26 protein-coding genes and 1 riboswitch are annotated in these 23314 nt (G+C 56.6%); of the genes, 12 read left to right on the forward strand and 14 right to left on the reverse strand.

The genetic code is table 11. The features are described 5' to 3' along the window. Positions 1–5: 5 nt before the first annotated feature. Positions 6–695 (reverse strand): glutathione S-transferase N-terminal domain-containing protein, encoded by a 690-nt coding sequence (locus tag AC2TAD_RS09255; RefSeq protein WP_170352790.1) that lies wholly within the window; start codon positions 693–695, stop codon positions 6–8. Positions 696–1544: 849 nt separating this feature from the next. Here AC2TAD_RS09255 and AC2TAD_RS09260 point away from each other — a divergent pair. The 5 genes from AC2TAD_RS09260 to AC2TAD_RS09280 all read left to right on the forward strand — a co-directional run bounded on the left by AC2TAD_RS09260 (position 1545) and on the right by AC2TAD_RS09280 (position 3464). Further along, complete coding sequence (locus tag AC2TAD_RS09260; protein ID WP_480867299.1) at positions 1545–1757, forward strand: hypothetical protein; 213 nt, start codon at positions 1545–1547, stop codon at positions 1755–1757. A 22-nt stretch (positions 1758–1779) separates the two neighbouring features. Beyond that, on the forward strand, positions 1780–2460 hold the full coding sequence (locus tag AC2TAD_RS09265; protein ID WP_480867301.1) for a hypothetical protein: 681 nt from the start codon (positions 1780–1782) through the stop codon (positions 2458–2460). Beyond that, on the forward strand, positions 2460–2636 hold the full coding sequence (locus tag AC2TAD_RS09270; RefSeq protein WP_480867303.1) for a hypothetical protein: 177 nt from the start codon (positions 2460–2462) through the stop codon (positions 2634–2636). Before AC2TAD_RS09265 ends, AC2TAD_RS09270 begins: the two co-directional genes overlap by 1 nt. 51 nt (positions 2637–2687) lie before the next feature. Then, a complete protein-coding gene (locus AC2TAD_RS09275; RefSeq protein WP_480867305.1) occupies positions 2688–2882 on the forward strand; it encodes a hypothetical protein in 195 nt (64 codons plus the stop codon). Positions 2883–3110: 228 nt separating this feature from the next. Further along, positions 3111–3464: a hypothetical protein gene (locus tag AC2TAD_RS09280; protein WP_170550186.1), complete on the forward strand. Its 354-nt coding sequence runs from the start codon at positions 3111–3113 to the stop codon at positions 3462–3464. 384 nt (positions 3465–3848) lie between these two features. On the opposite strand, the gene AC2TAD_RS09285 is transcribed toward AC2TAD_RS09280, so the two are convergent. Genes AC2TAD_RS09285 through AC2TAD_RS09315 form a run of 7 tightly spaced genes read right to left on the reverse strand, consistent with a single transcriptional unit; the run spans position 3849 to position 6782 of the window. Continuing rightward, positions 3849–4028: a hypothetical protein gene (locus tag AC2TAD_RS09285; RefSeq protein ID WP_480867307.1), complete on the reverse strand. Its 180-nt coding sequence runs from the start codon at positions 4026–4028 to the stop codon at positions 3849–3851. Then, positions 4025–4210 (reverse strand): hypothetical protein, encoded by a 186-nt coding sequence (locus tag AC2TAD_RS09290; protein WP_480867308.1) that lies wholly within the window; start codon positions 4208–4210, stop codon positions 4025–4027. Before AC2TAD_RS09290 ends, AC2TAD_RS09285 begins: the two co-directional genes overlap by 4 nt. Next, positions 4191–4367, reverse strand: a complete 177-nt coding sequence (locus AC2TAD_RS09295; protein ID WP_480867310.1) for a hypothetical protein — start codon at positions 4365–4367, stop codon at positions 4191–4193. The genes AC2TAD_RS09290 and AC2TAD_RS09295 overlap by 20 nt, the downstream gene beginning before the upstream one ends. After that, positions 4364–4591, reverse strand: coding sequence for a hypothetical protein (locus tag AC2TAD_RS09300; protein ID WP_480867312.1), 228 nt, complete (start codon positions 4589–4591; stop codon positions 4364–4366). The genes AC2TAD_RS09295 and AC2TAD_RS09300 overlap by 4 nt, the downstream gene beginning before the upstream one ends. 3 nt (positions 4592–4594) lie before the next feature. Further along, positions 4595–5992, reverse strand: a complete 1398-nt coding sequence (locus AC2TAD_RS09305) for a phage major capsid protein (protein ID WP_480867314.1) — start codon at positions 5990–5992, stop codon at positions 4595–4597. A 3-nt stretch (positions 5993–5995) separates the two neighbouring features. Further along, entirely contained in the window at positions 5996–6211 is a 216-nt protein-coding gene (locus tag AC2TAD_RS09310; protein WP_480867315.1) for a hypothetical protein, read from the reverse strand. Then, positions 6192–6782, reverse strand: a complete 591-nt coding sequence (locus tag AC2TAD_RS09315; protein ID WP_480867317.1) for a hypothetical protein — start codon at positions 6780–6782, stop codon at positions 6192–6194. Before AC2TAD_RS09315 ends, AC2TAD_RS09310 begins: the two co-directional genes overlap by 20 nt. A gap of 361 nt (positions 6783–7143) precedes the next feature. On the opposite strand from AC2TAD_RS09315, the gene AC2TAD_RS09320 reads away from it, so the two are divergent. Further along, complete coding sequence (locus tag AC2TAD_RS09320; protein ID WP_480867319.1) at positions 7144–7809, forward strand: YrbL family protein; 666 nt, start codon at positions 7144–7146, stop codon at positions 7807–7809. An 842-nt stretch (positions 7810–8651) separates the two neighbouring features. On the opposite strand, the gene AC2TAD_RS09325 is transcribed toward AC2TAD_RS09320, so the two are convergent. From AC2TAD_RS09325 to AC2TAD_RS09340, 4 genes are all read right to left on the reverse strand, one after another. Continuing rightward, positions 8652–9578, reverse strand: a complete 927-nt coding sequence (locus AC2TAD_RS09325) for a hypothetical protein (RefSeq protein ID WP_170565250.1) — start codon at positions 9576–9578, stop codon at positions 8652–8654. Between the two features lie 301 nt (positions 9579–9879). Next, positions 9880–10359 carry a hypothetical protein gene (locus tag AC2TAD_RS09330; protein WP_480867322.1) on the reverse strand — a complete coding sequence of 160 codons (480 nt, stop codon included), beginning with the start codon at positions 10357–10359 and terminating at the stop codon, positions 9880–9882. A 482-nt stretch (positions 10360–10841) separates the two neighbouring features. After that, positions 10842–13205: a DUF3631 domain-containing protein gene (locus AC2TAD_RS09335; protein ID WP_480867324.1), complete on the reverse strand. Its 2364-nt coding sequence runs from the start codon at positions 13203–13205 to the stop codon at positions 10842–10844. 22 nt (positions 13206–13227) lie between these two features. Next, complete coding sequence (locus tag AC2TAD_RS09340) at positions 13228–13428, reverse strand: helix-turn-helix domain-containing protein (RefSeq protein WP_480867325.1); 201 nt, start codon at positions 13426–13428, stop codon at positions 13228–13230. Between the two features lie 162 nt (positions 13429–13590). On the opposite strand from AC2TAD_RS09340, the gene AC2TAD_RS09345 reads away from it, so the two are divergent. Next, entirely contained in the window at positions 13591–14268 is a 678-nt protein-coding gene (locus AC2TAD_RS09345; protein ID WP_480867327.1) for a hypothetical protein, read from the forward strand. A 2-nt stretch (positions 14269–14270) separates the two neighbouring features. Beyond that, positions 14271–15413: a tyrosine-type recombinase/integrase gene (locus tag AC2TAD_RS09350; RefSeq protein ID WP_480867328.1), complete on the forward strand. Its 1143-nt coding sequence runs from the start codon at positions 14271–14273 to the stop codon at positions 15411–15413. 102 nt (positions 15414–15515) lie between these two features. Here the strand turns inward: AC2TAD_RS09350 and AC2TAD_RS09355 are convergent, their stop codons facing one another. Then, positions 15516–16451, reverse strand: a complete 936-nt coding sequence (locus AC2TAD_RS09355; protein WP_480867330.1) for an alpha/beta hydrolase — start codon at positions 16449–16451, stop codon at positions 15516–15518. Between the two features lie 133 nt (positions 16452–16584). Next, a riboswitch (SAM riboswitch) is annotated at positions 16585–16662 on the forward strand. A 63-nt stretch (positions 16663–16725) separates the two neighbouring features. On the opposite strand from AC2TAD_RS09355, the gene metZ reads away from it, so the two are divergent. After that, on the forward strand, positions 16726–17916 hold the full coding sequence (metZ, locus tag AC2TAD_RS09360; RefSeq protein WP_170750626.1) for an O-succinylhomoserine sulfhydrylase: 1191 nt from the start codon (positions 16726–16728) through the stop codon (positions 17914–17916). 171 nt (positions 17917–18087) lie between these two features. Then, the gene (gene folE2, locus AC2TAD_RS09365; protein WP_170750628.1) at positions 18088–19191 is read left to right on the forward strand and encodes a GTP cyclohydrolase FolE2; all 1104 of its coding nucleotides are present in this window, start codon (positions 18088–18090) and stop codon (positions 19189–19191) included. Between the two features lie 602 nt (positions 19192–19793). On the opposite strand, the gene AC2TAD_RS09370 is transcribed toward folE2, so the two are convergent. After that, positions 19794–20261: a hypothetical protein gene (locus AC2TAD_RS09370; protein ID WP_480867332.1), complete on the reverse strand. Its 468-nt coding sequence runs from the start codon at positions 20259–20261 to the stop codon at positions 19794–19796. Between AC2TAD_RS09370 and AC2TAD_RS09375 the strand changes: the two genes are divergently transcribed. Together AC2TAD_RS09375 and AC2TAD_RS09380 are read left to right on the forward strand one after the other, a co-directional pair. Then, positions 20260–21708, forward strand: a complete 1449-nt coding sequence (locus AC2TAD_RS09375) for a TrkH family potassium uptake protein (protein ID WP_170750632.1) — start codon at positions 20260–20262, stop codon at positions 21706–21708. The genes AC2TAD_RS09370 and AC2TAD_RS09375 overlap by 2 nt on opposite strands. Continuing rightward, the gene (locus tag AC2TAD_RS09380; RefSeq protein ID WP_480867334.1) at positions 21708–23282 is read left to right on the forward strand and encodes a thiamine pyrophosphate-binding protein; all 1575 of its coding nucleotides are present in this window, start codon (positions 21708–21710) and stop codon (positions 23280–23282) included. The genes AC2TAD_RS09375 and AC2TAD_RS09380 overlap by 1 nt, the downstream gene beginning before the upstream one ends. Positions 23283–23314: the final 32 nt, after the last annotated feature.

The raw sequence follows: 23314 nt of genomic DNA on the forward strand, positions 1-23314 counted from the left end.
CTAATTTACCGCTTGAACAAATTGCTCTGCGACTGCTTGTCTCGATGGTCCCCGCGCAATTCTGCATGTAGCGCCCGACCGGCCTGAACACCGGGGCGGGCACTGACGGTTTCCAGCCAGCGGGTGAAATGTGGCTTGTCCTCCAGCACCTGTTGCTGGCCTTCCCACAGACTGGCCCAGCCCCAGATCGACATGTCTGCAATGGAGTAGAAATCGCCCGCGACATATTCGTTCTCGGCCAGCCGCCGGTCGAGCACGCCGTAAAGCCTGCCAACCTCGGTGCGATAGCGATCCTTGGCATAGGGCAGGTCTTGTGGCGGGTCCAGTTGCGGGGCGTATTTCAAAAAGTGGTGCGCCTGACCGGCCATGGGTCCGACCCCGCCCATTTGCCACATCAGCCATTCCTCAACAGCGATTCGGTCACGCTCGGTCTTGCCGTAGAACCGCCCTGTCTTGCGTGCCAGATACATCAGGATGGCACCGCTTTCGAAAACCGAGATCGGCCTTCCATCCGGGCCGTCGGGGTCAACGATGGCCGGCATCCGGTTGTTGGGTGCGATTTTCAGGAATTCTGGGTCGAACTGGTCACCTTTGCCGATATTGATCAGGTGGGTGGTGTAGGGCAGGTCCATTTCTTCCAGCGCTATGGACGCCTTCCAGCCATTCGGCGTCGGCCAGAAATACAGATCGATCATAATGTCTCCTCAGCTTGAGGGGATCATGAGGATTTATGACGGATGCCTCAAGAGCAAACGGGGACGGGCTTTCACGATGTCGTGGGTGGGCGCGGGGAGGGGCGAGATGGGTTCTGAGGCCCGGGGGCTGAGGACGGCGTCGTACGACGACCGAACCCCCGGACCTCACGCTAGCGCGCGCTTGGCGTTGGGAACCACTCGTCGCGACCGCACCGCAAAATAACAGCCACCGATTTCAGTAGGAAGATCGACACGCGGGATGGGGGCGACACACCACCGAGTTTCGGGGGAAGTCGGCAGTGTGCGCCCCCTGATGCTGCTGCGTACCCCCTCGTGAACAAACTCAACCCACCAACAAATCAGCAGCATCAAGGCCAGAAATAGTGAGTTGGAGGGAATGGTCATGCGAAAATAGGTCAACCGTTTGTTATTTGGTGCCAAAATAGCTTTCCGAAGACCAACTAATCGCAGGATTTATGTTGATGTGATCCTTTCCAACACAACAGACGTATTGTCTTATGTCCCTAACCCCATTGGGGACCCTACGTGAGTGACTACACCCCGCCTCTGTGCGGGGTGTTTTTTTGAAGCCCTCACAGGGACGCAATTTCAGCAGGAAGATTGACGTGCAAACGCCCGGGAACCACCCCGGGCGTTCGACTTACCAGCGAGTGAAGGGCCGACCAAAGCCCATTCTCCTAGAAATCACGTCCGAGATATTGGGGTCAATCTGTCGTTGTCATATCGTTATATGACGACGCTAAACAACTGTTTGAAAACGATATAATTGACGAGAAGCATCAGCATAATTTTATTCGTGGGGTATGGATAACCCGCGAGACGACCGACATGACCGCATACCTTATTGCACACCCGAATGGGTTCACCGAGACAGCCGAAGGGCTGGTGGAACTCGAACAAATGCTGCCCATGCCAGACGAGGCCCAAGACCGGCTGATGGCTGGGGAAACTGTGACCTTGGATTCGTTCCTAGGACAGGTGGAAGTGCGGGAGGTGAAAGTTGGCAGGAAATCACAAGCGGAACTAACGCCGCGTAACTAGGTGCGCACTAGGAGGTTAGGAGATGAGCAACGTGAAGACGTGCACCAAATGCGGCGAAACAAAGCCTCTATCTGAGTATCACAAAGCAAAACTTGGGTATTTGGGAACAACAGCAAAGTGCAAAGTTTGCCGTGCTGCGCAGAAGAAAGCATACCGCGAAATCCACGGGGACCGTTTGAACGCTGAACATTCTGTTTATCGGGACAAGAACCGTGACATGTTGAATGAACGTGCTCGGGATCGATATTGGGAAAACCACGAAAAAAATATTGAGCGTGGTGCAAAGTATCGTGATGAGAACCGGGAAAAAGTTCGCGCGTCCCAGACTAGATACAAAAAATCGGAAGCGGGGAAAGCGTCTGAATTGAAATATAGAAGGTCTACCAAAGGGCGTGAATTAACTCAGAAGGCTTACGCAAAACGTAAACCGCAGCATCTTGCGCTTGTTCGTAAGCGTCAGCTTGCGCAAAGACAACGCACCCCTTCTTGGTTGACTGAGCAGGAACTGGCGCAGATCAGTCTCGCCTATGCGATGGCCGCAAATCTTGAATATGAAACGGGCAAAAAATACCACGTAGACCACATCACACCTTTGCAGGGTGAAATCATCAGTGGCTTGCACGTGCCGTGGAATCTGCAGGTGATCTCGGCCACTGAAAACCTGCGCAAAAGCAACAACCATGACGACTGGGAAGCCGCGTGATGCCCGACAACGTCATCCAGTTCCCCGAGTCCAAGGACACGCCCGAAACCGATGCCCAAGAACCCAACATCACAATCAACATCGAAGTGACTCCCAAGGCGGCCTTCCCTTGGGGTCCGTTGTTTCTATGCGTTTTCGCGATAGGGTGTGTGATCCTGGATTTTGCACTCGGGTAATCCGCGAAAATGTGACTTGACCTGAGTTAGAACAAAAGTAGAACATGGGCCATGACCGAGTGGCCCCGAACTATCCCCTTTGACCTCAAATGCAAACTCGAACAACTGCAGGAATGGCGCTCGAAGCCCAGCCTACAGGACGAGTGGGCCACCATCCGCGAGTGGTTGACCAAGCACGGAGTGACCGCGCCGGATGTGTTGCCCCGTGAACCGGAACTCCCCAACCACTGGGACGACACCGTCTGACACCCAAAGAAGCCAACGGGAGGGGGTCGGGACGGGCGAGAGATATTTCGCCGGTATGTACCCACCCGAGAGCGCCCCGAAGTGGCTCCCCGTGATCCGACAACGCGAATTGATTGTCCCGGAATCGAAAAACTTGCATTAAAACAGCGCATTAAAAAAATCTTGGCAAAAAATCACAAGTAGACATCGCTCGACTTGAATGTATCGCGGGCATAAGGAGTTACGGACATGAAAAAAATTATCGTCCCCGCGTTGGCGGGTTCTTTGGCGTTGTCAGCCTGTGCACAAAAAGCAGAAAATGTAACGGCAAGTTACGTTCCTATGACGCTGTATACGGACCAGAACTGCAAACAACTTCGGCAGGAACAAGCACGAATTGTCGCTCAGGTGAACCATCTGACCGGTGAACAGAACAAGAAAGCAACCAATGACGCCGTGGCAATGGGCGTTGGCTTGGTGTTGTTTTGGCCCGCGCTATTCCTACTTGCGAATGACAAGGACGAAAGCGCACAACTGGCCCAAATGAAAGGTCAGTACGACGCCATCCAAGCGGCTGGTGGGCAAAAAGGATGTTGGACCTAGGTCCGACATCCCCGACGAGCAACGCGAACAGCGACCTTGGCGGGCATTTGTTCCAAACCCTTTTCGAGTTCCTTGAACCCAACCAAGTCAAAACTTGCGCCACCTCTGATCTTGTTCACTATCGCCGGGGTGTCCTTGGCTTAAATTGGGATTTCTAGGTTTCTAAACGTGACCGGGTTGTTGAGACACAAGCCCCGAACCTCCGGTCCATCCAACTTCAACGCGATCCTGTGGGACCGTCCCGTCCTCGGGTCCGACACGATCAAAGCCGGGTCTTGGTTCTTGCGATACTCAACACCCACCCGGATTGTCGGTCCTGGGTTTTGGCTGGTGTCTCGACGGTTTCTCACGGCCATGGTCATTTCCTCACTGGTTAAGTTGGCCCTATGGTGGGCCGGGATCGGACACTTCTGCCCGTATCAAGGCCAAGGTTTCGGCAACCCGGGCCTGAATTTCGGTGTCGTCCAAAGGTTTGGCGTCCCTCTGGGCGATGGTGGCGTCCAAAACGGCTTGCGAACAGCAGCCTTGAATCGCCAGATGTATGGTGTCCCAATCAACGTTCATGGCGTCGTCTCGGTCGGGTCGATGTAGTAGGGCCAGAACCGGGCCGGGTTCAGACCTTCGCTGCGGCCCAACTGGACCAGACCGGGATGCACGGTGCCTTGAACCGGAACCTGCAGGTCGAAGGCGGTTTCGTCGATTTCGCGCCCAACCGGGACGCCGTTTTTACGTCTTAGCGGTACCACGTTGCGCCTCCTGAATTGACCCGCCGAAAACCTTGTTTTGCTTCGGTTTGGCGGTGGATTTCGGGGTCTTTTGCTTGGAATAGTCGTGCACCAGAACGCCTGCGTGGGCGTCGTCGGACAGGCCGGTGTATTCTCCGCGTGTGACTTTCTGGGTCATTGCTTCGTCTCCTCATACTGCAGACGGTCGTTGTAGGGCTGCATCGCAACGGACACTGCCGCCTTGAGGTCTTTGGGGGCGGGGACGTGATAAGTTACATCCTGTTCGACTGCCGTAGCCACGATTTGACCGGTCTGGGTGCTGCGAATGGCGCAACACAGCCGATGTTGCCCGTCGTGGTCGATGGCGTAGGTCAGGTGCTTATGTGGGCTTTGCTCGAACACTACTTACCCCCACGACCGATCGACATAGGCGACATATCCGGCGGCCATCATCCCCCACGACATACCCGAATAGACAACACGGATAGCGGTTGCGTTGGTCTGGTACATCGACTGGACCTTGGCTCCGTCACCGGCGGCGTCACTGATATGGATGCCCCCGGCGGCATCCGACCCGTGGTCGGCCCCGTCACCCTGCATCTTGGGGGCGGCCCCGGCTGCATCCGTCATTACGAGCGTTGTGGCATTTGACTGGTCGATTTCTGGCACTGCCAAGGCGATGGCTAGGGCCGCAGCGTCCAAGATGATGATGCGCGTTTCCGGGACGTTGTTGGAAACGATGTAGGGACGACCATAAATGGTGCCTTCATTGAGCATTTCGTCGTGGAAGATGTATAAGCCGTTTTCCCGGGCCAGCATCAAAGCCAGTTCGGTTTGCGGTGAAATCAGGAACACGGGGGTGCGCGCCCGGGCTGTCGCCATCGCCCCCAAAAGACCTTTCAGGTCGTCGTCATACCCGGTCCCGGGCGTCAGCGGGGTAACACCGGTCAGGATACCACCGGGGCGCAGCGCTGGGACTGGCCCATCGGTCGACAAGAACGCCTCGTCTGCGGCGATCAACGTATCTTCAAGTATGAACTCTCTAATCGTCGACTGGATTGACGGCACGGACACCTGCGCCAACTCGTCACTATATGCGGAAATCCCAGCCAACTTGTGCCTAAAGAACGTGGCCGAACCTAGCGTTCCCTGCAACACTGGGATGGTTGCGCCTTCTTCGACCCAAGAACCTCGCATTGTGCCTTTAACACCCCGGTGCGGAACAGTCAGGCTGTTGTTGGGGCCAAATTCCAGTGGGATAGCAAAGCCCCGCGACACAAGAGAACCCAACACGGATACTTCGCCCACGTCTTGCCAAAAACCCAGGACATCGTTGTTGGTCAAATCGGCTGCCCAGCCTGCGTCGTAGGTGGTGCCGGGGTCCGTCGCGGATTTGCGGAGCATGGCCTTGGCAACCCGGCGCGACAGTTTCTGGGTCTTGTAATCGAACAGGCTGTCGATGGTCTTGCCCACTGGGGTGCCGTTGGTCCGGCGCAGGAATTCGGCGGTGGCCGATGCCACAAGACAATCCAACAGGCGCGGTGCCTTCTGGATGGCTTTGGGCTTGGCGGGTTCCTTGATAACGGCTTCCACAACCTGCGGACGGTCCACGGCACGGCGCAAACTGACCATTTCGGCCTTGATGGTCGGCAGGACGGTGCGGGCCTCGTTCGCTTCGGCGTACTCCTCCACGATAGTGTCCCAAAGAATGGCCGCCTGTGCTTCCTCGGCCTTTTTGATGAACTTCGGTCGGATGGTTTCCGGCAGCGCCTTGACGCGGGGGTCGGTGCTCAGGTCTTTCATAAATTAATCCTCCAAAAAGGCAGAGGCGCTGGCCTCAATGTGGTCGGCGGTCTGGTCGCCAATGTCGGCAACCTTGGCTTCGAGCGCGTCCAAACGGTCGTGAACCGGGCGAAGGTGGGTTGTGACCAGTTTTGCCATCACCTCGGCAATTTTTTTGTTGTTTGCGCCCTTGGTGGTGGGCCGGGGCGAGGGGGTTGGGTCACGAAAGGGGTTTTGCATACTTGGCGTCCTTTTTGGCTTGTCGCGCCCAACCGGTGTAGGCGCGGCGAAGTCGCTCAGTTTCCCCAAGACGGGGGTTGAACCCGGCCTCGGGTAGTGCGTCCACCAGTTCGGCTAGCGACAGGCTGCACTGGATGGATGAATTGATGTCCCCCGACAGCCGGTCGAACCGAACGCATGCGTCGTGGCAGTCGCGGGCCACGGCATCCATTTTGACAGCCAACAAATCGAGCCGGTCGTGGTCGTCAACAAAACGAACGGCGATTAAGGCGAAGGCTGTCAGACTGTCGGGGGAAACGCCCAAGACCGACGCGGTGGACTTGGTGCGTATACGCAAAACGCTGGCTGCTTGGCGGGCGTCAAAGCCCCGGCGTTCGATGGCCGAACGCGCAGCAGCGGCGAAAGCATGTTTTTGGCGGATTTGGGACGAGAGACGGGCGCGAGTATCAGATGCACCTTGGGTGCCTTCCTCCTCGGCACGGCTGGCTTTGGAAAGGCGATGGCGCAGGCTTCCACCGTCCTTGTGTAAGGACAACAGGTGGCGCTCAGCAGTTTTGGCAGTCAGCCTCATCGGGTACCTCGTCGGGTCGTTAAACCCAACAAAAAACAGCTGATATATATTTGATAATATTGACAGTTTTGGAGCTGCAATGGTCGACGCCCAAGATTTAGCCCAAGCCCAATGAGAGCATGCTGGGTGAAGCCACAACAGGCATGTTTTGGGTCGTTAAGCAGTCACTTGAGCGATTTTGTCAGATGACCGCATCGAGCCCAAAGTGGACGTCAAGAACGGGCAAGTCCGCCACTTCATTGGCTAGCAGCCATCTCTCCGCTGGAAACAAAAGCGCAGTTTTTTACTTCGAGGACGGCTCTTTACTTCTGTTACAAAACTGTCATACGCACTTGCAAACCACTAAGCTATGAGGTGCAGCATGCTGACGCTGAGCAATAAGCCTGTGATTGCCAAGGGCAAGCGTCAGCATATCTATGAACACCCGAACGAACCGTCTCTTCTGGTGAAGTTACCGCAGCCGGGCACGTACGACGCACATGGACAACTTCCGGACGTCAGTTGGATCGAACGCCGCCTTCGCCGTGCGACCATGTACAATGGTTTTCTGCGCGAGTTTCGCGAGTATTTGGAACTAAAAGCTCGCAAACAAGAACCCGGTGCGCTACTGCCAATTTGTGAAGTGCATGGAACGATGCCAACTGATTTAGGTCTAGGACTAGTGTACGAGCGCATTTCAGATCCTGATGGTAATTTGTCACCGACCCTCTGGGACATGATCCGAGCAGGTCGCCTGAATACCCTGCACTTGAAATTGCTTAACGATTTTTTTGATGCGTTGATGGAAAACCACGTCGTGATCAGCAACAAAAACCTAAAGAACATCGTATTCCAAACGCAAGTAGATGGCCTGGGCAGGTTTGTCTGGATAGACAGTTTTGGCTGCAAACAGCTTGTTCCACTGCGAAAGTGGTTGAAATGGTTAAACACTCGCGGTTTGAACAAGGTGCGTGATCGTGTTGTCGGTCAAGCAGAAGCAGCTCTGGCGCATAGCAACGAAGCAAGTGGACATTCACACTCTATGTGACCGTAGATTGCATATGACCCCGACACGTGAGGTAGCCTCAGTGCGAGAACCCAGACAACTCCGCGTATCGCCTTCCAGCACTAAAACGGGCCGCAATCTTCTTAGGGAGGAGATTTTGTTGCGAACTAAGCCGACATCGAAATCATACTCGAAATTCTGAATGTCGAGGATGAATATCTCGCCAACTGCTTCGCTTCTTTGGGCGGAATATTATTCACGGTAACTCGGTACTAGTGTCTGTTATGTCCGAGTTACGGACAACCTGCGCGACTGTTTGCAGTGGATGCCACAGTACAGGAGTGAACTCGGTTTAGGGCCTGTCCCCGCCGTCCCAATAATCATGATCAGGCCTTTGATATCCAGCCCCTTGATAGCTGTCATAGCTGCACACCCTCACAACAACAATTACAAAGAGTGCTATGAGGATTGCCCTGGCAGTGGGGGTTTGGAGTAAGTACTTCATTATTCTTTTTTAATTTTGCGAGAGTGAAATGGCAAAGAAGTCCTGCGCCTCTTCATTCAGACCGCCAGTAGAACCGAACTAGACGAACGCGAACTTACACTGCTGGACGACGCGCTGAAGGTTTGGGGGGTGGCTTGGATATCGCTTGTTAGGCATCACATGCTGATGACTGTGTTAACGGCGGCTTCGTCCGCTCCTTGGCCATTAATCCAACGCGCAGCGAATGGCTGCTTCGAGCCCTAAGTCAAAATCTCTGCACTGTGCATCAATGCCCGAGGTGCAGACCAAGCAGGCTTTCGCAACATAGTTGCAGTATATTCCACTTAGTACGCGCGACAAAGCGCCGTGACATCGGGGGATCTTGTTAGCTTCCTATACGTCAAGCATTCCCAGAGCGGTCAAGAAGCGCCTGATGTACGTCTTTGAAGCCCGCCAACTGGAAACTATTTTCGCCATTTATTTCCGTTGCTGCTTTCAGCCACGTACCCTTATCCATAGCATTCATCAGGTCGTAAAACTCTTCATCCAGTTGATTGAGTTTGCCTAATTCGAAAATCAAACTGGTGCCCTGACCAGATGCGTCGAAACTCCAATACCTCTGAACGTCATCAACAGTAAGGACGAGTTCGTGGATCTCATACCCGAAAAAGGCCTTCACGTCATAAAACTGCAAAAACACGAGCATGTCGTTGGAGAACACAAGAGCGAGACTCTGACCCCATCGTGAGTTGTGCAGTCGTATGTGCTGTTCCGCGCTGCCCGCCGCCATAAGGTCAAGCGACCAATGCTCCCGGTTAAACAAGTTGATGTTCTCCGGTTCATTGTTGTTTTGCGATCCGGTTGACCCAAACACGTTGCGGAGTGTTTGAAAGAGTCTCTTATCTTGTGTGCCGCTTTGTTCACCCGTTTCAGCGGAAGCAAGAGCATCTCTGGGCGTTCTAACTTCGGCAGGTTTGTCCACTATATAGTCTCTCAAAGTGGGGCTCATGCCTCCGTATTTTACCAATGTGCCTGCGTTTCCCCAGCCCTTGGTAAATCCATCCTCCCAGTTCGGACTGAGGTGCATATCTCCGTCAATAATCTGCTTTGCGGTTTCTTTATCAAATACCTCTGAAAGAATATCTGAGTACGGTTCCCCAACTTTGGTAATAAAAATTCGAAAGCTTTCGTCTCGGAGGTCGTAGGCGTCATCTTCCCCAACTATGAAGACCGCCGTAAATCCAGCGATGTAACCTGCGACCCAAGGATCCTCAAAAAATTCGGCCAAGATAGAAAGGTTTTCGTTACATTGGAGTTTCAAACCCATCGACGCCTTTGCTATTCTTCGTTTGTTACGATTTCTCCAAAACATTCCGATAAACCTTTTCGCAGACTTCCTTGAACAATTAAGTATCTTGCCCAAGCAGACAATCCCGACTTTGCAGGGACACAACTATGAAACGATGTCTGCGTCGGGCTGAGAACAGACAGTAAACGGTTGATCGCTAATGGCAGCAAAGTTCGCAACTCGGTTGTTGGCCGGGTTTTGTCGAGCGTCCGCTGTTGAAAATCGCGGTCTTTGAGGTTTGGTTCAATTAAAATGCCTCAACCCTGATCTGGACCGCAAATCAAGCGAGCAGGTCGTGTTTCCCAGCATTCTCGTTTATCTTTTTGGTTGCCGCCTCAGCTGATGCTCGTTCATCGTCCGCTGTTTTGTTGTTTCCGGGTCGCGCCACGATGCCCAATTGTTTGGCTTGGGCGATCTGAAGCGATTGCAGGTTGATGTGAAGGCTCAGCCATGGAGACCGAACCCAATCGCCTTTGCTGTTTTGGGTTAGGTGACCTTCCTTTTGCACCATTAGATGCGTGTACTCATGTTCGACAAGCGTACGAGCGTAGATCGCGGCTAGATGGACATCCGTTCCCGTCCACCGAGATCTTGGACGACCCAACAACACCTCTTGGAATACGCGCTCGGCCTTCGCTTGGTCTTGCTGCCACGGCTCCACATCTGCAGGCCATTCGATGGGGTCGTCACCCAGATGCTTCCAAAGTTCTGACGATGTCGCGACACTCTTCCGGGGTGTCAGACCGCTTCCTTTTGGCATTCGAATATCCTCGCTTCGTAGCTTGATAGGGAGACGCTAGCGGGGTGTGGTGAGCGTGTATTGTTGCCAACTTTTCGACCTTCCCCCTTTACACAACAGGCCTCCACCATTCGCTTCCATGAAAACACGAGCGACCCAATCGTGCATAGATTTGATCCGCACCAAGCGCGGCTAGCGGCCCCTAGCGATGGGGGGTGCTAGGGCTTCGAATACGCCCAGAACCCGAACGGAGTTTATTCTAAAAATTATTAAAATATATATACCTAGCGCCCTAGCGGGGTTTCGGGGGATAAAGCGAACTATGCGCATCTGTCTGGTTGTTCATGGGTGTCCGCTTTCTACATTTTCTTTCCATACCCCGGAAAGGCGCTAGGGTGCTAGCAACCCCCCGGTTGACAATATCTCAGAATACGAGCGGAGTTTGTTCTTTCGTGGTTCTGTGTCCCTAGCGTATCCCCGCCAGAAACCCCCTCGAAGGGTCGCTAGGGTCGCTTCCCTAGCGGTTGAAACTCCGGTTTATCGGGGTACGGGTCTTTCGCGGGTACGTCCAGATAGGCGCTAGGCCAGTTGGGGCCAAGGTATACCTCGAATACGTGTTCGAGTTCGTCCTGCTTATAACCTTTAGGCGATTTGTCGTTCACCCAGACGTTCTTGGGGCGCAGGTCGTAGGGCCGCAGAAGGTCCGCTAGTTCGGCTTGTGTGATACCCATCCCAGCGTTCCGGTCGCCCCACGGACGGTCGGACATGTCCACCAGACGTGACACCGCGTCCGAACTCGGCAGGTGTCCCGGGTCGCCAGCAACGTATACCCGGCACAGGTCTTCCAACAATTCTCGGCTTGGCCCCTGTTTTGGGTCGTTTCGGTCTTGAATATAGGCCATCCCAGCCCGCAGTCGGTCGTACCAGTCGCCGCCCGCGAACCGCGCCAGCAAAATCAATGGCACAGCCCGGTCAGCGTCCCGACCTCCAAGTCCTTCGAGGTCGTCAGCACTCGGGGCCAGTTCGATTTCGGGTTCCCCAGCCCAGAAATCCACCACCTGTTGCCGCAGGTCGTCCAGTGGGTTGCCCCCCAGCACGTTCTTTTCCTTCCGGATGTTTTGCTTGGTCCCAGTGCGGTCTGGCACCATGCGAACCACGTAGGCCCGACTTTCGTTTGCCGGGGGCAGGTCGTGGAGCGATGCCCCGGCGACCGGCGCATACAGCGACCGGAACACCGGTTGCCACGTGTTCCCCATCTGCTCCATCTTTGCGGATTGTTTGCCCCGCTCGAAACCTGAGTTCCAGATGCCGGTCATATCGTCGTTGCCTTCTTTCGTGGCAACCCACGTGTCCAGTTCGTCGAGGAAAAACGCCACAGAACCTTTCGCGATATCGAACATCGCTATCACCGAAGCGGAGGTCGAACGGTCCAGTATGACGGCTTGCGGGACGGTGAAGGCCATGAGTTCCAACACGGTCGTCTTGCCCGAGTTTGGTTCGGGGCTTTTGATCAAGACGCGCGGGTACTGGGAAAACAGGTTCGCGTTTCCTGCACCCACGACCCACAGGGCCAACAGGTCCAGGATTCGATCATCCAGCGACAGATAACCCTTGAACCTGTCCACGAGCGCGTCCAGCAGTTCGGGCAAAACCACCTCGGCCCCCTTGGGTTCGAGTTTGGGCCACTCCAGCACGGCGTCGGGCAACCCTTTCGCTTCCTCCTGCGCGAATTCGCGTTCCCAGACTGCTTTGACGAGTGCTTCGATTTCGGGCTTTTTGTGCTTCCGGATGCTTGCGTCCTTGAACCGGGCCTCAATCTCGGCCACGGCGTCCCCGAGCGACGACAACCCTCTTGGGTCGTGGTCCTTGGCGACCTCGGTAACGATGGCGTCCCTTTCGGGGTGCTTGGATAGCGGTGGACAGTCCTTGGCGATGGCCTTGAATGCGGCCTCTCGGTCGCCCCCGTATTCGTAGTGCACCAGCAGATCAAACGCATCGCCCGACCGGTGGCCGGTCTTGGTGCCAAACCCGATGCCCGCGTCGGCATCTTTGCCCGAGAACGAAACCCACCGGCCCGGGAACGGGATAGATGTCCCGCCACCCTGCGTTTCGTTGGGCGACCTCCACAGTTTGCCGCGTTGCTTCTTGTACCCAAACCGATCGAACTCGGCTTCCAGTGGGTGGTCGTCGTTGTATCGCTGTATCTGGTTCGATACGCCGCCCTTTTGTTGGGCTTTCGCGGCCTCGTTTGCCACCTGCGCGGCCTTCCGGATGGCAGCAGCGCGTTTGCGCAGCGGGTGCTTCGGGTCCACGAACAACACTGGGTCGTCGGTGCATTGGTGTTCGTAGAAATCCGGCCCCCGGTTCGGCAGGTACGACAATTGGGCAACCCGCGTGCCCGATATGTCCATGTCGATGCCCGCGACGTCCAGCAACTCGACCAAAGCCTGTTGGAACAGTTCGTATTCGCCCCCGCCAATCGACACTTGGAGCGGAATCATCACCCGCCACTTGCGCAGTTCCTTGGTGGCCGATGCGGTCGAATAGATGATGGTCTGGCAGACGCCTAGAACCTTCACCACCGCGTCCCGCACCTCGCCCAGACTGGGGTTTCCGTCGTCGACATCAACCACGAGCATGTAGAACTCGCCCTTGTCGAGTTGGGGCATGGCTGACCGGGCGTCGGCCCCCCGATAGGTCGAAGGTATCACCCAGTCGGCCTTGTCCTTGGGTACCTTTTGTGGGTTGGCCGCCAGTTTACGGATACCCGACACGGTGATGCTGTTGAACGAGGTTCCGGGTTTGTCGTTGATGCCGTGACCCCGACACAGTTCTGGTTCAGCGTGCTGGTCCGGTTGCATGGTCATGTTGTCCCTCGCTGGGTTGGGTTTATTCGGCTGCTTCGACCGGGTACGCGCTTTCGTTCATGATGCGATCGACATCGGCCCGAGACAGGCGGATGCTCTGGCCCGCGCGGATGGTTTTAATCTCACCGCGTTTGCACATGTTGCGGATTGCCCCGACGCACCAAGGCATGATTTCGGCGGCCTCGCTGACAGTAAGCCAGTCTTTGTTACCTTTTTGTGGCATTGATATCTCCATGTGAGTGTCCGAATCTTACTCTATCACGGCGATATACGGTATGTGTAGTACCTTTTTTGTGAACATTGAAGTTATACACTATACGGTAATGTGTTGACAGGGGTTTTGTGGTACTGTTAATTCGAATTATCCGTCAACAGAAGGGATGACATGAGACAACAATACGAATTGGGAAGCGCCCCAACAGAGGACTTGGAACGGCTCTTGGAACGGCAGTTAAAGCGCTCGAACAGCCGCAGGGCCGCAGGTTTTGTGGTGCGTGATTGGTATTCAGGTTGGTGGAGGGAAAAATCACCCGAAGAACGAACGGTCGCGATGGTTGCGTTGCACAAGTTGTTTGGCGACCCGCTAGACGAACCCGAGAAATTCGAGGTTCTGGCCCAAGAACTGGAAGTTCTTTGCAGCGCGTGGGAACCCCGCGACGAGTGGAACAACGGCAGCCGCAAGATCGTAATTCGGGTACCTCATCCTGACGAGTGGACCGACACATACGAAGACGACCTAAGCCCTGACCAGATGGAAAACGAAGCGAATATGGCCGCTTGGATGGGTGCCCAAATTAAGCGCCTGATCGACCACGACATCCTGTCGGTTCACTTCGACTGCGCCGAAGGCACGTTGCCCGGGGGCGTCAGGCTTCACGCCGACTATCCGTCTGGGCAGATGGTGCTGGACCTGTTGGAAGCCGTCAGGACGCAACGACCACTCGAATGCTGTGACCACTGTGGACACCCGTTTTTCCCGCAGCGTCCAGAGGCCAAATACTGCTCGACCTCCTGCAAAGGTCAGGCTGCAACATATCGTCAAAGGGAGGCCGCGAGGGGATAGTCATGGCTTCCATAACCAAAACAATCAGGCGCGGGACCGTAAGGTTCCGCGTTTTTCACGAATCTAGGGACCGTCAGGGAAACCGGGTCCGGAAGTCCAAGACCTTTGTCACGTTCAAGGAGGCCCAGACCCAAAAGCGAGAGTGGGAGCAGATGGACGAGGCCGGGGTCACACCAAGTCGGGCCACGGTGTCCAAGGCGGTGGACGACTGGCTCGAATATCAACTGTCGTCTGGGGCGCACCGGGAGTCGTCCCACAAGAAGTACGGCAACGTCGCCAAGGCCATCAAAACGGTGTTGGGCGACCGGGTTCTGGCCGACCTGTCGCCGCAGGATGTGGAGTACATCTACCAGCAACTTGGGCGGGGATTGGGGACGCCTTCGGGCCAGCCTTATTCGCACAAGTCACTCAAGGCCGTTCGCGCCGTTCTCAAGGGTGTCGTGACCACCGCGTTGCGCCACCGCGAGATTGGGTTTGATGTGGTGGGCGCTGCCCGTTTCCCAAGAGCGCCATCCGAGGTGCGCCAACCCACTTGGACGCCCGAAGAAGTGGCCCGGTACCTGATCGAACTGGACAAGACCCGGTACGGCCTCGCTATGCGCGCAATCGCCCTGTCAGGGATGCGCCGGGGTGAGGCAGCAGGGCTTATGCTCGACGATTTGGATTTTGGGCGCAGACGCTACCACATTTCCGGAGCCATGACCGAACACTTGGTGCGGACCGAACCCAAAACGGCCTCGTCCAAGGCGTGGATGCCCATGTCGGACGGCCTACACGACGTGTTCCGCGCCCAACTCAAGTGGCGGGCCGAAGCCAAGTTGAAGGCTGGTCCGGCGTGGCAGGAAAACGGCCTGTTGTTTTGTATGGAGGACGGGACGCCCTATGTAATCAACACCATGAGCGCTGCCGCCCGCAAAGCCCGGGACTTGGCCAAGGTGCCACCCAACAGTCCCATCCACGGACTGCGTCATGCGTTTGCAACGATTGCCCTGTCCAAGGGCGTCAACGCAAAGCACATCCAAGCGTTGATGCTGCATTCCCATGTGTCCACGACATTGCAACTTTACACTGATGTCTATGACGACGACCTAGCCGATATCGCCGGGGTGCTGGACCGCACTTTGCGTGGGGCCGGGGAGGGCTGAGGGCGTGTGCGGCGTGTTTCGGATGCATGTCCCCGGTGTTCCGGATGTGCGAAAAACACGGCGTGACCGTGTTCAAATGTGCAGCGTAATCAAGGCCATCGGTCATGAGGCTTTCTGCGCAAAGGGCAAGAGGGCGTGTGGCCGGGGAAGCGCAAACAACCGTGACCAGCGTGGCGCTGGCAGGTCGGGCAGGCCATTCTGCAGGCAACCCAGACACAAACGGTCGTCGTGGCGCAGCAACGCGTTATACAACCGCAAAACGCCCGGTCGAGTATAGCTTGACCAATGACAGATGCGACGCTGGGGCATGCCGACTGGCTGTACGACGCGGGACAGATGGGCCAAAGTTTGCGGACAATCCAGTTGTAGCGTGACAGCGTTTGGGGCTTGTAGCCCTGTTCCTATGCTACGGTCTCCACGTCGGGGTGGCTGGATCAGCCATTCATAAGCCATGTCAAACAGATCGTTTTCCCGGCTGGTCACATTAACGAATTCCGCAGATCGACCGGCCGGTGTGTCCAACGCACAAAGCGCTCGGCTTTGGTAGGCTGCACCCGTCAACGAGATAATGCGGTTCAACGCCCCGGATCCAGAGTGGTGCAAAGCCTCAAGCGCCAGTTCGACACCCATTGAATGGCCGATGAAATGTATCGGTCTTCCCGGGTTCAACCGACGCAAATCGCGGATCAGCCCGGCCAATGCGCGGCCGGCCTCGACGGCGCGACGACGCGCCGCCCATACTGGCCCCTGGGCGTTCCAGCCAAATGCGATCCCCAGCCCTTCATCCGAGAACCCCGCGCCGAACCCAAGCTGCTGTGGCCAGCTTGGACAACCAAAGTACGTACCATCCGGATTCAGGGCCAAAATATGTCGATGTGGGCAGGCTTTGGCGTCGTCGGGCCTGTATTTATACCCGTGGGTCATGATGACGACAGGGCCCGATACATCCCTTGTACGCCGCAGCACGCTATAGACGGGTCGGGGGCTGCGATGGAGGGAAATCTGGTCGTCTTCGGCGTTGATCCTGACTATTGGCATCTGCTCAGCCTCACACAAGATGTAGTGGTGCTCGTCTGTCATGACGCTATGACGATTGGGTGAAAGACAGGTTACAGAACCGTGACGTTGCACCGGTCAGGGTTGACGCCTTTGCAACTGCGGCGTAATGGCATCAAGACCACGTGGCGATTTGATACCGGATTGCGGGCCACGCTAAACAACACCGCTAAAAGGTCAGGATGAAGGGCCCCTTTCGCTTGACCGCGTCTGGGGTTTTTTATTTGCGCGCCCAAACCGGGCCGAAAGGAATGACATGAGCGAGAACTGGAACAAACGCACACAAGCCGTCCATGGTGGCATCCGCCGCAGTCAGTATAACGAGGTGTCCGAGGCGATCTTTCTGACGCAGGGCTTTGTATATGATACCGCCGAGCAGGCCGAGGCCCGTTTTATCGAGACCGGCCCGGATGAGTTCATCTATGCCCGCTATGGCAACCCGACCGTGTCCATGTTTGAACAGCGTATTGCCGCTCTGGAAGGGGGCGAGGACGCCTTTGCCACCGCATCGGGCATGGCGGCTGTGAATGCGGCGCTGACCTCGATGCTGAAGGCGGGCGATCATGTGGTGTCGGCCAAGGCGCTGTTCGGCTCATGCCTTTATATTCTGGAAAACATCCTGACCCGTTTTGGGGTCGAAGTGAGTTTCGTAGACGGCACCGATCTGGACGCGTGGCAGGCTGCGATCCGTCCCGATACCAAGGCGGTGTTTTTCGAATCTATGTCGAACCCGACGCTTGAGGTGATCGACATCGAGGCCGTCGCCAAGCTGGCACATGCCGTTGGCGCGCTGGTGATTGTGGACAATGTATTCTCGACGCCCGTGTTCTCGCGCGCGATTCAGCAGGGTGCGGATGTGGTGGTCTATTCCGCGACCAAACATATCGACGGGCAGGGCAGGGCGCTGGGCGGCGTCATCATCGGCACCAAAGACTTCATCCGCGGCACCGTTGAACCTTATTTGAAACACACCGGCGGGGCGCTTAGCCCGTTTAACGCCTGGGTGATGCTGAAAGGGCTTGAGACGATGGCGCTGCGCGTCAACGCGCAGGCTGAATCCGCGCAGATCATCGCCGAGGCGCTTGAGGGGCATCCAGCGTTGGAACGCACTTTGTACCCTGGTTTGAAAACCCACGCGCAGAATGCGCTGGTACAGACGCAACTGGGGGGCAAGGGCGGCACGGTTCTGTCGCTGGATATCAAGGGCGGCAAGGACGCGGCCTTCAAGTTCCTGAACGCGCTGACGATCCCGGTGATCTCGAACAATCTGGGTGATGCCAAATCAATCTCTACGCACCCGGCGACGACCACGCATCAGCGTCTGAGCGATACGCAAAAGGACGAGTTGGGTATCACACCGGGTCTGATCCGTTTTTCGGTCGGGCTTGAGGATGCAGATGACCTGCTTGCCGATATCGGGCACGCATTGGACGTTTCTCAACAATAGCGGTGCGTCAAATCAGGTATTCCCGGGTCAAAGAAATGTGTGTGGGGTAGTAAATCGCTCATTCCGCACCAAAATTCGATCCGGGCTGTGTTTTCCGGCGTATACGGATAAACTGGAAAACGCGCCGAGCCCGTATATACTCCGGCGACCAACCCCGAGGAACTCTGATCGATGAACGTGCATCCCCGTGACATTGACGACGCCCCCAACCATGATCAGGCCGAAGCCGCGCTGAAAGTGCTGCGCAAATGGGCCGAAAGCGCGACAGAGGCCGAAATCAGCCAGCTTGATCCGGCGATCGCACGTCTGGTTCCGGGGCTGGTACCGGTGAACTATCCGTCGCTGTCACGTGAGTATCTCGAAGGGTTCGAAGTGGATGCTGCATATCGCGCCACGCTGCCCGACCTGCAAAACGGCCCCTCCAGCCTGATCCGGGGGGCAAAGCAGCAAATTCAGCATGTGGGCATTTCCAATTTCCGCCTGCCGATCCGCTTCCATCGCAAAGAAGGTGAGGATTTGACCCTTGAGACCTCGGTTACCGGGTCAGTCAGCCTTGAGGCGGAAAAGAAGGGCATCAACATGTCCCGCATCATGCGGTCCTTCTACAAACACGCCGAGCGCACCTTCAGCTTTGAGGTGATGGAAGCCGCGCTGGATGATTACATGACCGATCTGGACAGCTTTGATGCGCGCATCCAGATGCGGTTTTCCTTCCCTGATAAGGTGCAAAGCCTGCGCTCGGGTTTGGAAGGTTATCAATACTACGACATCGCGCTGGAACTGGTTGAACAGAACGGCGTGCGCCAGAAGATCATGCATCTGGACTATGTCTATTCCTCGACCTGCCCTTGTTCGCTGGAACTCAGCGAGCATGCGCGCTCGACGCGAGGGCAGTTGGCGACGCCTCATTCACAGCGCTCGGTCGCGCGGATTTCGGTCGTGGTGGACTGCGACGCCGATTGTCTTTGGTTCGAAGACCTGATCGCTCTGTGTCGTCGCGCAGTGCCCACGGAAACGCAAGTCATGGTCAAGCGCGAGGATGAACAGGCTTTTGCCGAGCTGAACGCCGCCAACCCGATCTTTGTCGAGGACGCCGCGCGTTTGTTCTGCGCCGAATTGCTGGCCGATCATCACGTCGGTGATTTCCGAGTGGTCGCCAGCCATCAGGAAAGCCTGCACAGCCACGATGCGGTTTCGGTCCTGACTGAAGGCCCGACCTTCGTATCCGCCAGCATTGACCCGAAATTGTTTGCGACCCTTTTCCACGTAGGGTGAGGTCAAAAAGTCTCAACTTCAAACTTACGGCACGTTTTTGCCGCAGCGCAGCAAAAAATGCTGCAAGCGCACGGCCTTTCAAGTAGACTGAGGCCGAATGCAGCCGTGACTGCGCCGTTTGATTGCGGCAAAGGTCACTTCTGAAGGAAGCCGACACGTGCAACGCCTGAATCAGAGCGACACCGAAGGGTGCCCGAAACATCGCGGCGTCTCTGGCTTCTTCCCGTCATGCAGGCTGCGTCGTTTTCAGAGGAGTAACTACGTATGAATCCGATTACCCAGCCGCTGGAATTTCAGGCTGCCGCCATTCGGATGGCGGGCTATGCGGTCAGCAACCAGATGAAAATCATGCACATTCTGGCGTGCTCGGCGATGGAGCTGCCTTTCGTTCCCGTTCAAGCATTGCATGCGTCTTCATCGGTGCCCGCACCTGTTGCGCCGAAATCTGCGACCAAGACCACAGCACCAGCTTCCAAGGCAACTACAGCTCCGGTTGCTAAGCCGAAACCGGCTGCAAAGGTCAAACCCGCAGCGAAGACAGCGACCGAATCACCGAAACGTGTTGTCTCAAAACCGGCCCCCGCCAAGGCGGTGAAACCCGCTCAGACACCGGTCAAGCCTGCGGTTGCGAAAACAGCTGCATCTAAGGCTCCTTCCGCCGCCAGACCTGCGACGAAATCTGTTGCGCCAAAACCTGCGACAGCGAAAGCGGCACCGAAACCGGCGGCTACCAAGCCTGCGGCTGCGGCATCCAAGCCGGCCGCGCCCAAAACAACAGCCAAAGCAGCGCCGGCCAAATCGACTCCGGTTAAAGCCCCGGCGCCCAAAACGGCCCCGACCAAAGCGGCGTCAGCCAAGCCGACTCCGACCAAAGTAGCCCCCAAAGCTGCGGCGCCTAAATCCGTGGCCGCAAAACCGGCTGCAGAGAAACCGGCGTCTGCGCCTGCTGCGCGCCGGCCTCGTGCCCCTTCGAAGCCGCCTGCGATGCCGGCTGCTGGCAATAAATCCGATAAGTAAATCGGGTCATCCGCTTGACACAGTCGTGCAGGCGCGCCAACGCTGCGCCTCATGACGGATATACGCCCGGTTGGATATGTGATTGGCCTGTTGGTCGCCATTCTTGGGGCGACCATGGTGCTGCCTTTGATCGCGGACCTGATTGAAGGGCGCGACGAATGGCATGTTTTCCTTGAAAGTGGGATCATTACGGTCCTGACCGGCGTTATTCTGGCGATGAGCTGCTCGAACGGTGTGGGCGAAGGTCTGACGATCCGTCAGACCTTTTTGCTGACAACAGGGGTTTGGGTCGCGCTGCCGTTCTTTGGTGCCATCCCATTTTTGTTTGGGGCGACCGAGCTTCGTTTCGTCGATGCTTATTTTGAGGCGATGTCGGGGCTGACGACCACCGGCTCGACCGTGATCACGGGGTTGGATGCTCTGCCGCAGGGATTGCTTTTGTGGCGCGGCGTCCTGCAATGGCTGGGTGGCATCGGGATTATCGTTGTGGCTATGGTGTTTTTGCCCGAGCTCCGGGTGGGCGGGATGCAGATTTTCCGCTCGGAAGGGTTTGAGACCATGGGGAAAATCCTGCCTCGCGCGCAGGAAATCGCTGGGCAGATATCACTGATTTATGTGTTTCTGACCTTTGTCTGCGTTTTGGTCTACGCCGGTTTTGGAATGAGCTTTTTTGACGCCGTTGTGCATTCGATGACAACGATCGCAACTGGCGGGTTCTCGAACTATGATGCGTCCTTTGCAACGTTTTCCGGGCCCACCGAATATGCAGCATCTGTATTCATGATTTTGGCAGCGCTGCCGTTTGTGCGCTACGTCCAGCTGGCGAACGGCAATACAAGCTCATTATGGAAAGACAGCCAGATCCGCACGTTTCTAGCGACCATTCTGGTGCTGGTCGCCGTGATGACGGTCTTTCTGCTTTTGGTCTTTCCGCATCATTGGGAACAGGCATTTCGCGAGTCCTTGTTCAACATCACCTCCATTATCTCGGGAACCGGATACGCCAGCGTCAACTACATGACATGGGGCAGCTTTCCGGTGATGGTGTTCTTTCTGATCGGTCTGATCGGGGGGTGTGCGGGTTCGACAGCCTGTTCGATCAAAGTCTTCCGCTATCAGTTGCTATTTGCATCCATCAAAACTCAGATTCGTCGGATCCGGTCTCCGCACGGGGTCTTTATGCCTTTATATGATGGGCGCCCCATCAGTACCGATGTTCTGACCTCGGTCATGAGCTTTTTCATGTTCTTTGTGCTGTCGATGGGCGTTCTGGCTTGGGCTTTGGCGCTGACGGGTCTGGACTTTATCACCTCTGTCTCGGGCGCGGCGACGGCGTTAGCCAATGTAGGGCCGGGGCTTGGCGATCAGATCGGCCCGGCGGGCAATTTCGCGGGGCTGAGCGATACGGCCAAGTGGCTGCTGTCCATCGGGATGTTGGTTGGGCGGCTTGAGCTGCTGGCCGTCTACGCTCTGTTCACTGTTCAATTCTGGAGAAGCTGATGAAAAGACCCCTCGGCGCGCAAATCTCGCATATGCTTCGGGATCGCGGTGTGGATGTGATTTTTGGCATTCCCGGTGTGCACAACCAGGAAATGTATCGGGGGATCGAAGAAGCAGGTATCACCCATGTTCTGGCCCGGCACGAGCAAGGCGCGGGCTTTATGGCTGACGGATATGCCCGTGCAACAGGCAAGCCGGGGGTGGCCTATGTGATAACCGGGCCGGGCCTGTGCAACATCATGACACCGATGGGGCAGGGGTATTCGGATTCTGTTCCGATGCTGGTTCTGTCCTCATGTCTGGACGAGACCGAGGCGTCAAAGGGCCAGTTGCATCAGATGAAGGACCAGCGCGGGGCCGCCGATACGGTTGCGGATTGGTCCGTGCAGGCAAATTCGGCCCAAGCCGCCTACGGGCTGGTGGAGCGCGCCTTTGAGGAATTCGAACTGGCGCGCCCGCGTCCCAAGCATATTCAGGTGCCGATCAAGCAGCTTGAGGCCGAAGCAGATCCGGCCCCGTTTCCCAACCAACCGGGGCTGCGCACCAAAGCCGCGCCGCCGGACGTCGCGTCGGTTATGTCGATGCTGAATATCGCCCGCAGGCCCTTGTTCATCCTTGGGGGCGGGACGCGGTCCAACCTGTGGCGGCAGATCCTGACCCAACTGGGGGCAGCCTGTTTCACCACCTATGCGGGGCGTGGCATGGCCGGGTTGAACTATGCGCTTGATTTTGGTGCCTATCTGCCCCGACCCAGCAGCGCCGAGGTCATTGCATCGGCCGATCTGGTTGTCGTGGTTGGGGCCGAGCTGGGCGAGGTCGATCTGTGGCGCGACGATCTGGGGCATTCTGGGAATCTAGTGCGCGTCGACCTTGACCCTGCTGTCTTGTCCGACCGCCAACGGGCGGCGGTTAAGTTGCAAGTGGACGGGGAAAGTTTTGCTCACGCACTTTGGGCCGCAATCGACCATGTGAAACCAGCAACCGGCTGGACCGAAGACGAGGTCGCCCAAGCCCGCGCGAAATGGCGGATCGAAGTGGACGCCGAACGCCCCGGCATTGTCCCCGTGCTGGACGCGCTGCGCGAGGCGATGCCGGCCGAGACAATGATCTATTCGGACATGACCCAGCTTGCCTATGTGGGCAAAGAGGTCTGGGATATGACCTTCCCTTACCACTGGCACCACCCCACCGGGTTTGGGACGCTGGGCTATGCCCTTCCCGCGGGGATCGGAGGCGCTGTGGCACGGCGCGGCAAACCTACGGCGGTACTCGCAGGAGATTACGGGTTTCAATACACGATGATGGAGCTAGGCGTTGCAGTCGAACTTGGCCTGTCTCTTCCCATTATCCTTTGGGACAATGGCAAGCTGAGAGAGATCGAAGACAGCATGGTCCGCAGTCAGATCGCGCCGAATGCGGTCGTGGCGCGGAACCCCGACTTTTGCAAGCTGGCCGAAGCCTTCGGTGCCCGGTCCGCAGAGCCAGTTAGTCTTGAAGACATGCAGGCTGCCGTCCGCGCTGCTTTTGATGCGAAAGGCCCCACGCTGATCCGGATCACGCCAGATATTTTGTAACTAAAAACGCCGCCCCTAAAGGCGGCGTTGAA

It is taken from the genome of Ruegeria sp. HKCCD7628, assembly GCF_057221005.1.

Excerpts from the sequence above, each read along its gene's own strand:
- AC2TAD_RS09345 (WP_480867327.1), top strand. The coding sequence starts at position 13,591 with ATGAGACAACAATACGAATTGGGAAGCGCCCCAACAGAGGACTTGGAA.
- AC2TAD_RS09340 (WP_480867325.1), bottom strand. The coding sequence starts at position 13,428 with ATGCCACAAAAAGGTAACAAAGACTGGCTTACTGTCAGCGAGGCCGCC.
- AC2TAD_RS09295 (WP_480867310.1), bottom strand. The coding sequence starts at position 4,367 with ATGACCCAGAAAGTCACACGCGGAGAATACACCGGCCTGTCCGACGAC.
- AC2TAD_RS09335 (WP_480867324.1), bottom strand. The coding sequence starts at position 13,205 with ATGACCATGCAACCGGACCAGCACGCTGAACCAGAACTGTGTCGGGGT.
- AC2TAD_RS09355 (WP_480867330.1), bottom strand. The coding sequence starts at position 16,451 with ATGCCAATAGTCAGGATCAACGCCGAAGACGACCAGATTTCCCTCCAT.
- AC2TAD_RS09325 (WP_170565250.1), bottom strand. The coding sequence starts at position 9,578 with ATGGGTTTGAAACTCCAATGTAACGAAAACCTTTCTATCTTGGCCGAA.
- AC2TAD_RS09370 (WP_480867332.1), bottom strand. The coding sequence starts at position 20,261 with ATGAGGCGCAGCGTTGGCGCGCCTGCACGACTGTGTCAAGCGGATGAC.
- AC2TAD_RS09350 (WP_480867328.1), top strand. The coding sequence starts at position 14,271 with ATGGCTTCCATAACCAAAACAATCAGGCGCGGGACCGTAAGGTTCCGC.
- AC2TAD_RS09260 (WP_480867299.1), top strand. The coding sequence starts at position 1,545 with ATGACCGCATACCTTATTGCACACCCGAATGGGTTCACCGAGACAGCC.
- AC2TAD_RS09280 (WP_170550186.1), top strand. The coding sequence starts at position 3,111 with ATGAAAAAAATTATCGTCCCCGCGTTGGCGGGTTCTTTGGCGTTGTCA.
- AC2TAD_RS09320 (WP_480867319.1), top strand. The coding sequence starts at position 7,144 with ATGCTGACGCTGAGCAATAAGCCTGTGATTGCCAAGGGCAAGCGTCAG.
- AC2TAD_RS09270 (WP_480867303.1), top strand. The coding sequence starts at position 2,460 with ATGCCCGACAACGTCATCCAGTTCCCCGAGTCCAAGGACACGCCCGAA.
- AC2TAD_RS09315 (WP_480867317.1), bottom strand. The coding sequence starts at position 6,782 with ATGAGGCTGACTGCCAAAACTGCTGAGCGCCACCTGTTGTCCTTACAC.
- metZ (WP_170750626.1), top strand. The coding sequence starts at position 16,726 with ATGAGCGAGAACTGGAACAAACGCACACAAGCCGTCCATGGTGGCATC.
- AC2TAD_RS09310 (WP_480867315.1), bottom strand. The coding sequence starts at position 6,211 with ATGCAAAACCCCTTTCGTGACCCAACCCCCTCGCCCCGGCCCACCACC.
- AC2TAD_RS09285 (WP_480867307.1), bottom strand. The coding sequence starts at position 4,028 with ATGAACGTTGATTGGGACACCATACATCTGGCGATTCAAGGCTGCTGT.
- AC2TAD_RS09265 (WP_480867301.1), top strand. The coding sequence starts at position 1,780 with ATGAGCAACGTGAAGACGTGCACCAAATGCGGCGAAACAAAGCCTCTA.
- AC2TAD_RS09380 (WP_480867334.1), top strand. The coding sequence starts at position 21,708 with ATGAAAAGACCCCTCGGCGCGCAAATCTCGCATATGCTTCGGGATCGC.
- AC2TAD_RS09330 (WP_480867322.1), bottom strand. The coding sequence starts at position 10,359 with ATGCCAAAAGGAAGCGGTCTGACACCCCGGAAGAGTGTCGCGACATCG.
- AC2TAD_RS09305 (WP_480867314.1), bottom strand. The coding sequence starts at position 5,992 with ATGAAAGACCTGAGCACCGACCCCCGCGTCAAGGCGCTGCCGGAAACC.
- AC2TAD_RS09275 (WP_480867305.1), top strand. The coding sequence starts at position 2,688 with ATGACCGAGTGGCCCCGAACTATCCCCTTTGACCTCAAATGCAAACTC.
- AC2TAD_RS09375 (WP_170750632.1), top strand. The coding sequence starts at position 20,260 with ATGACGGATATACGCCCGGTTGGATATGTGATTGGCCTGTTGGTCGCC.
- folE2 (WP_170750628.1), top strand. The coding sequence starts at position 18,088 with ATGAACGTGCATCCCCGTGACATTGACGACGCCCCCAACCATGATCAG.
- AC2TAD_RS09255 (WP_170352790.1), bottom strand. The coding sequence starts at position 695 with ATGATCGATCTGTATTTCTGGCCGACGCCGAATGGCTGGAAGGCGTCC.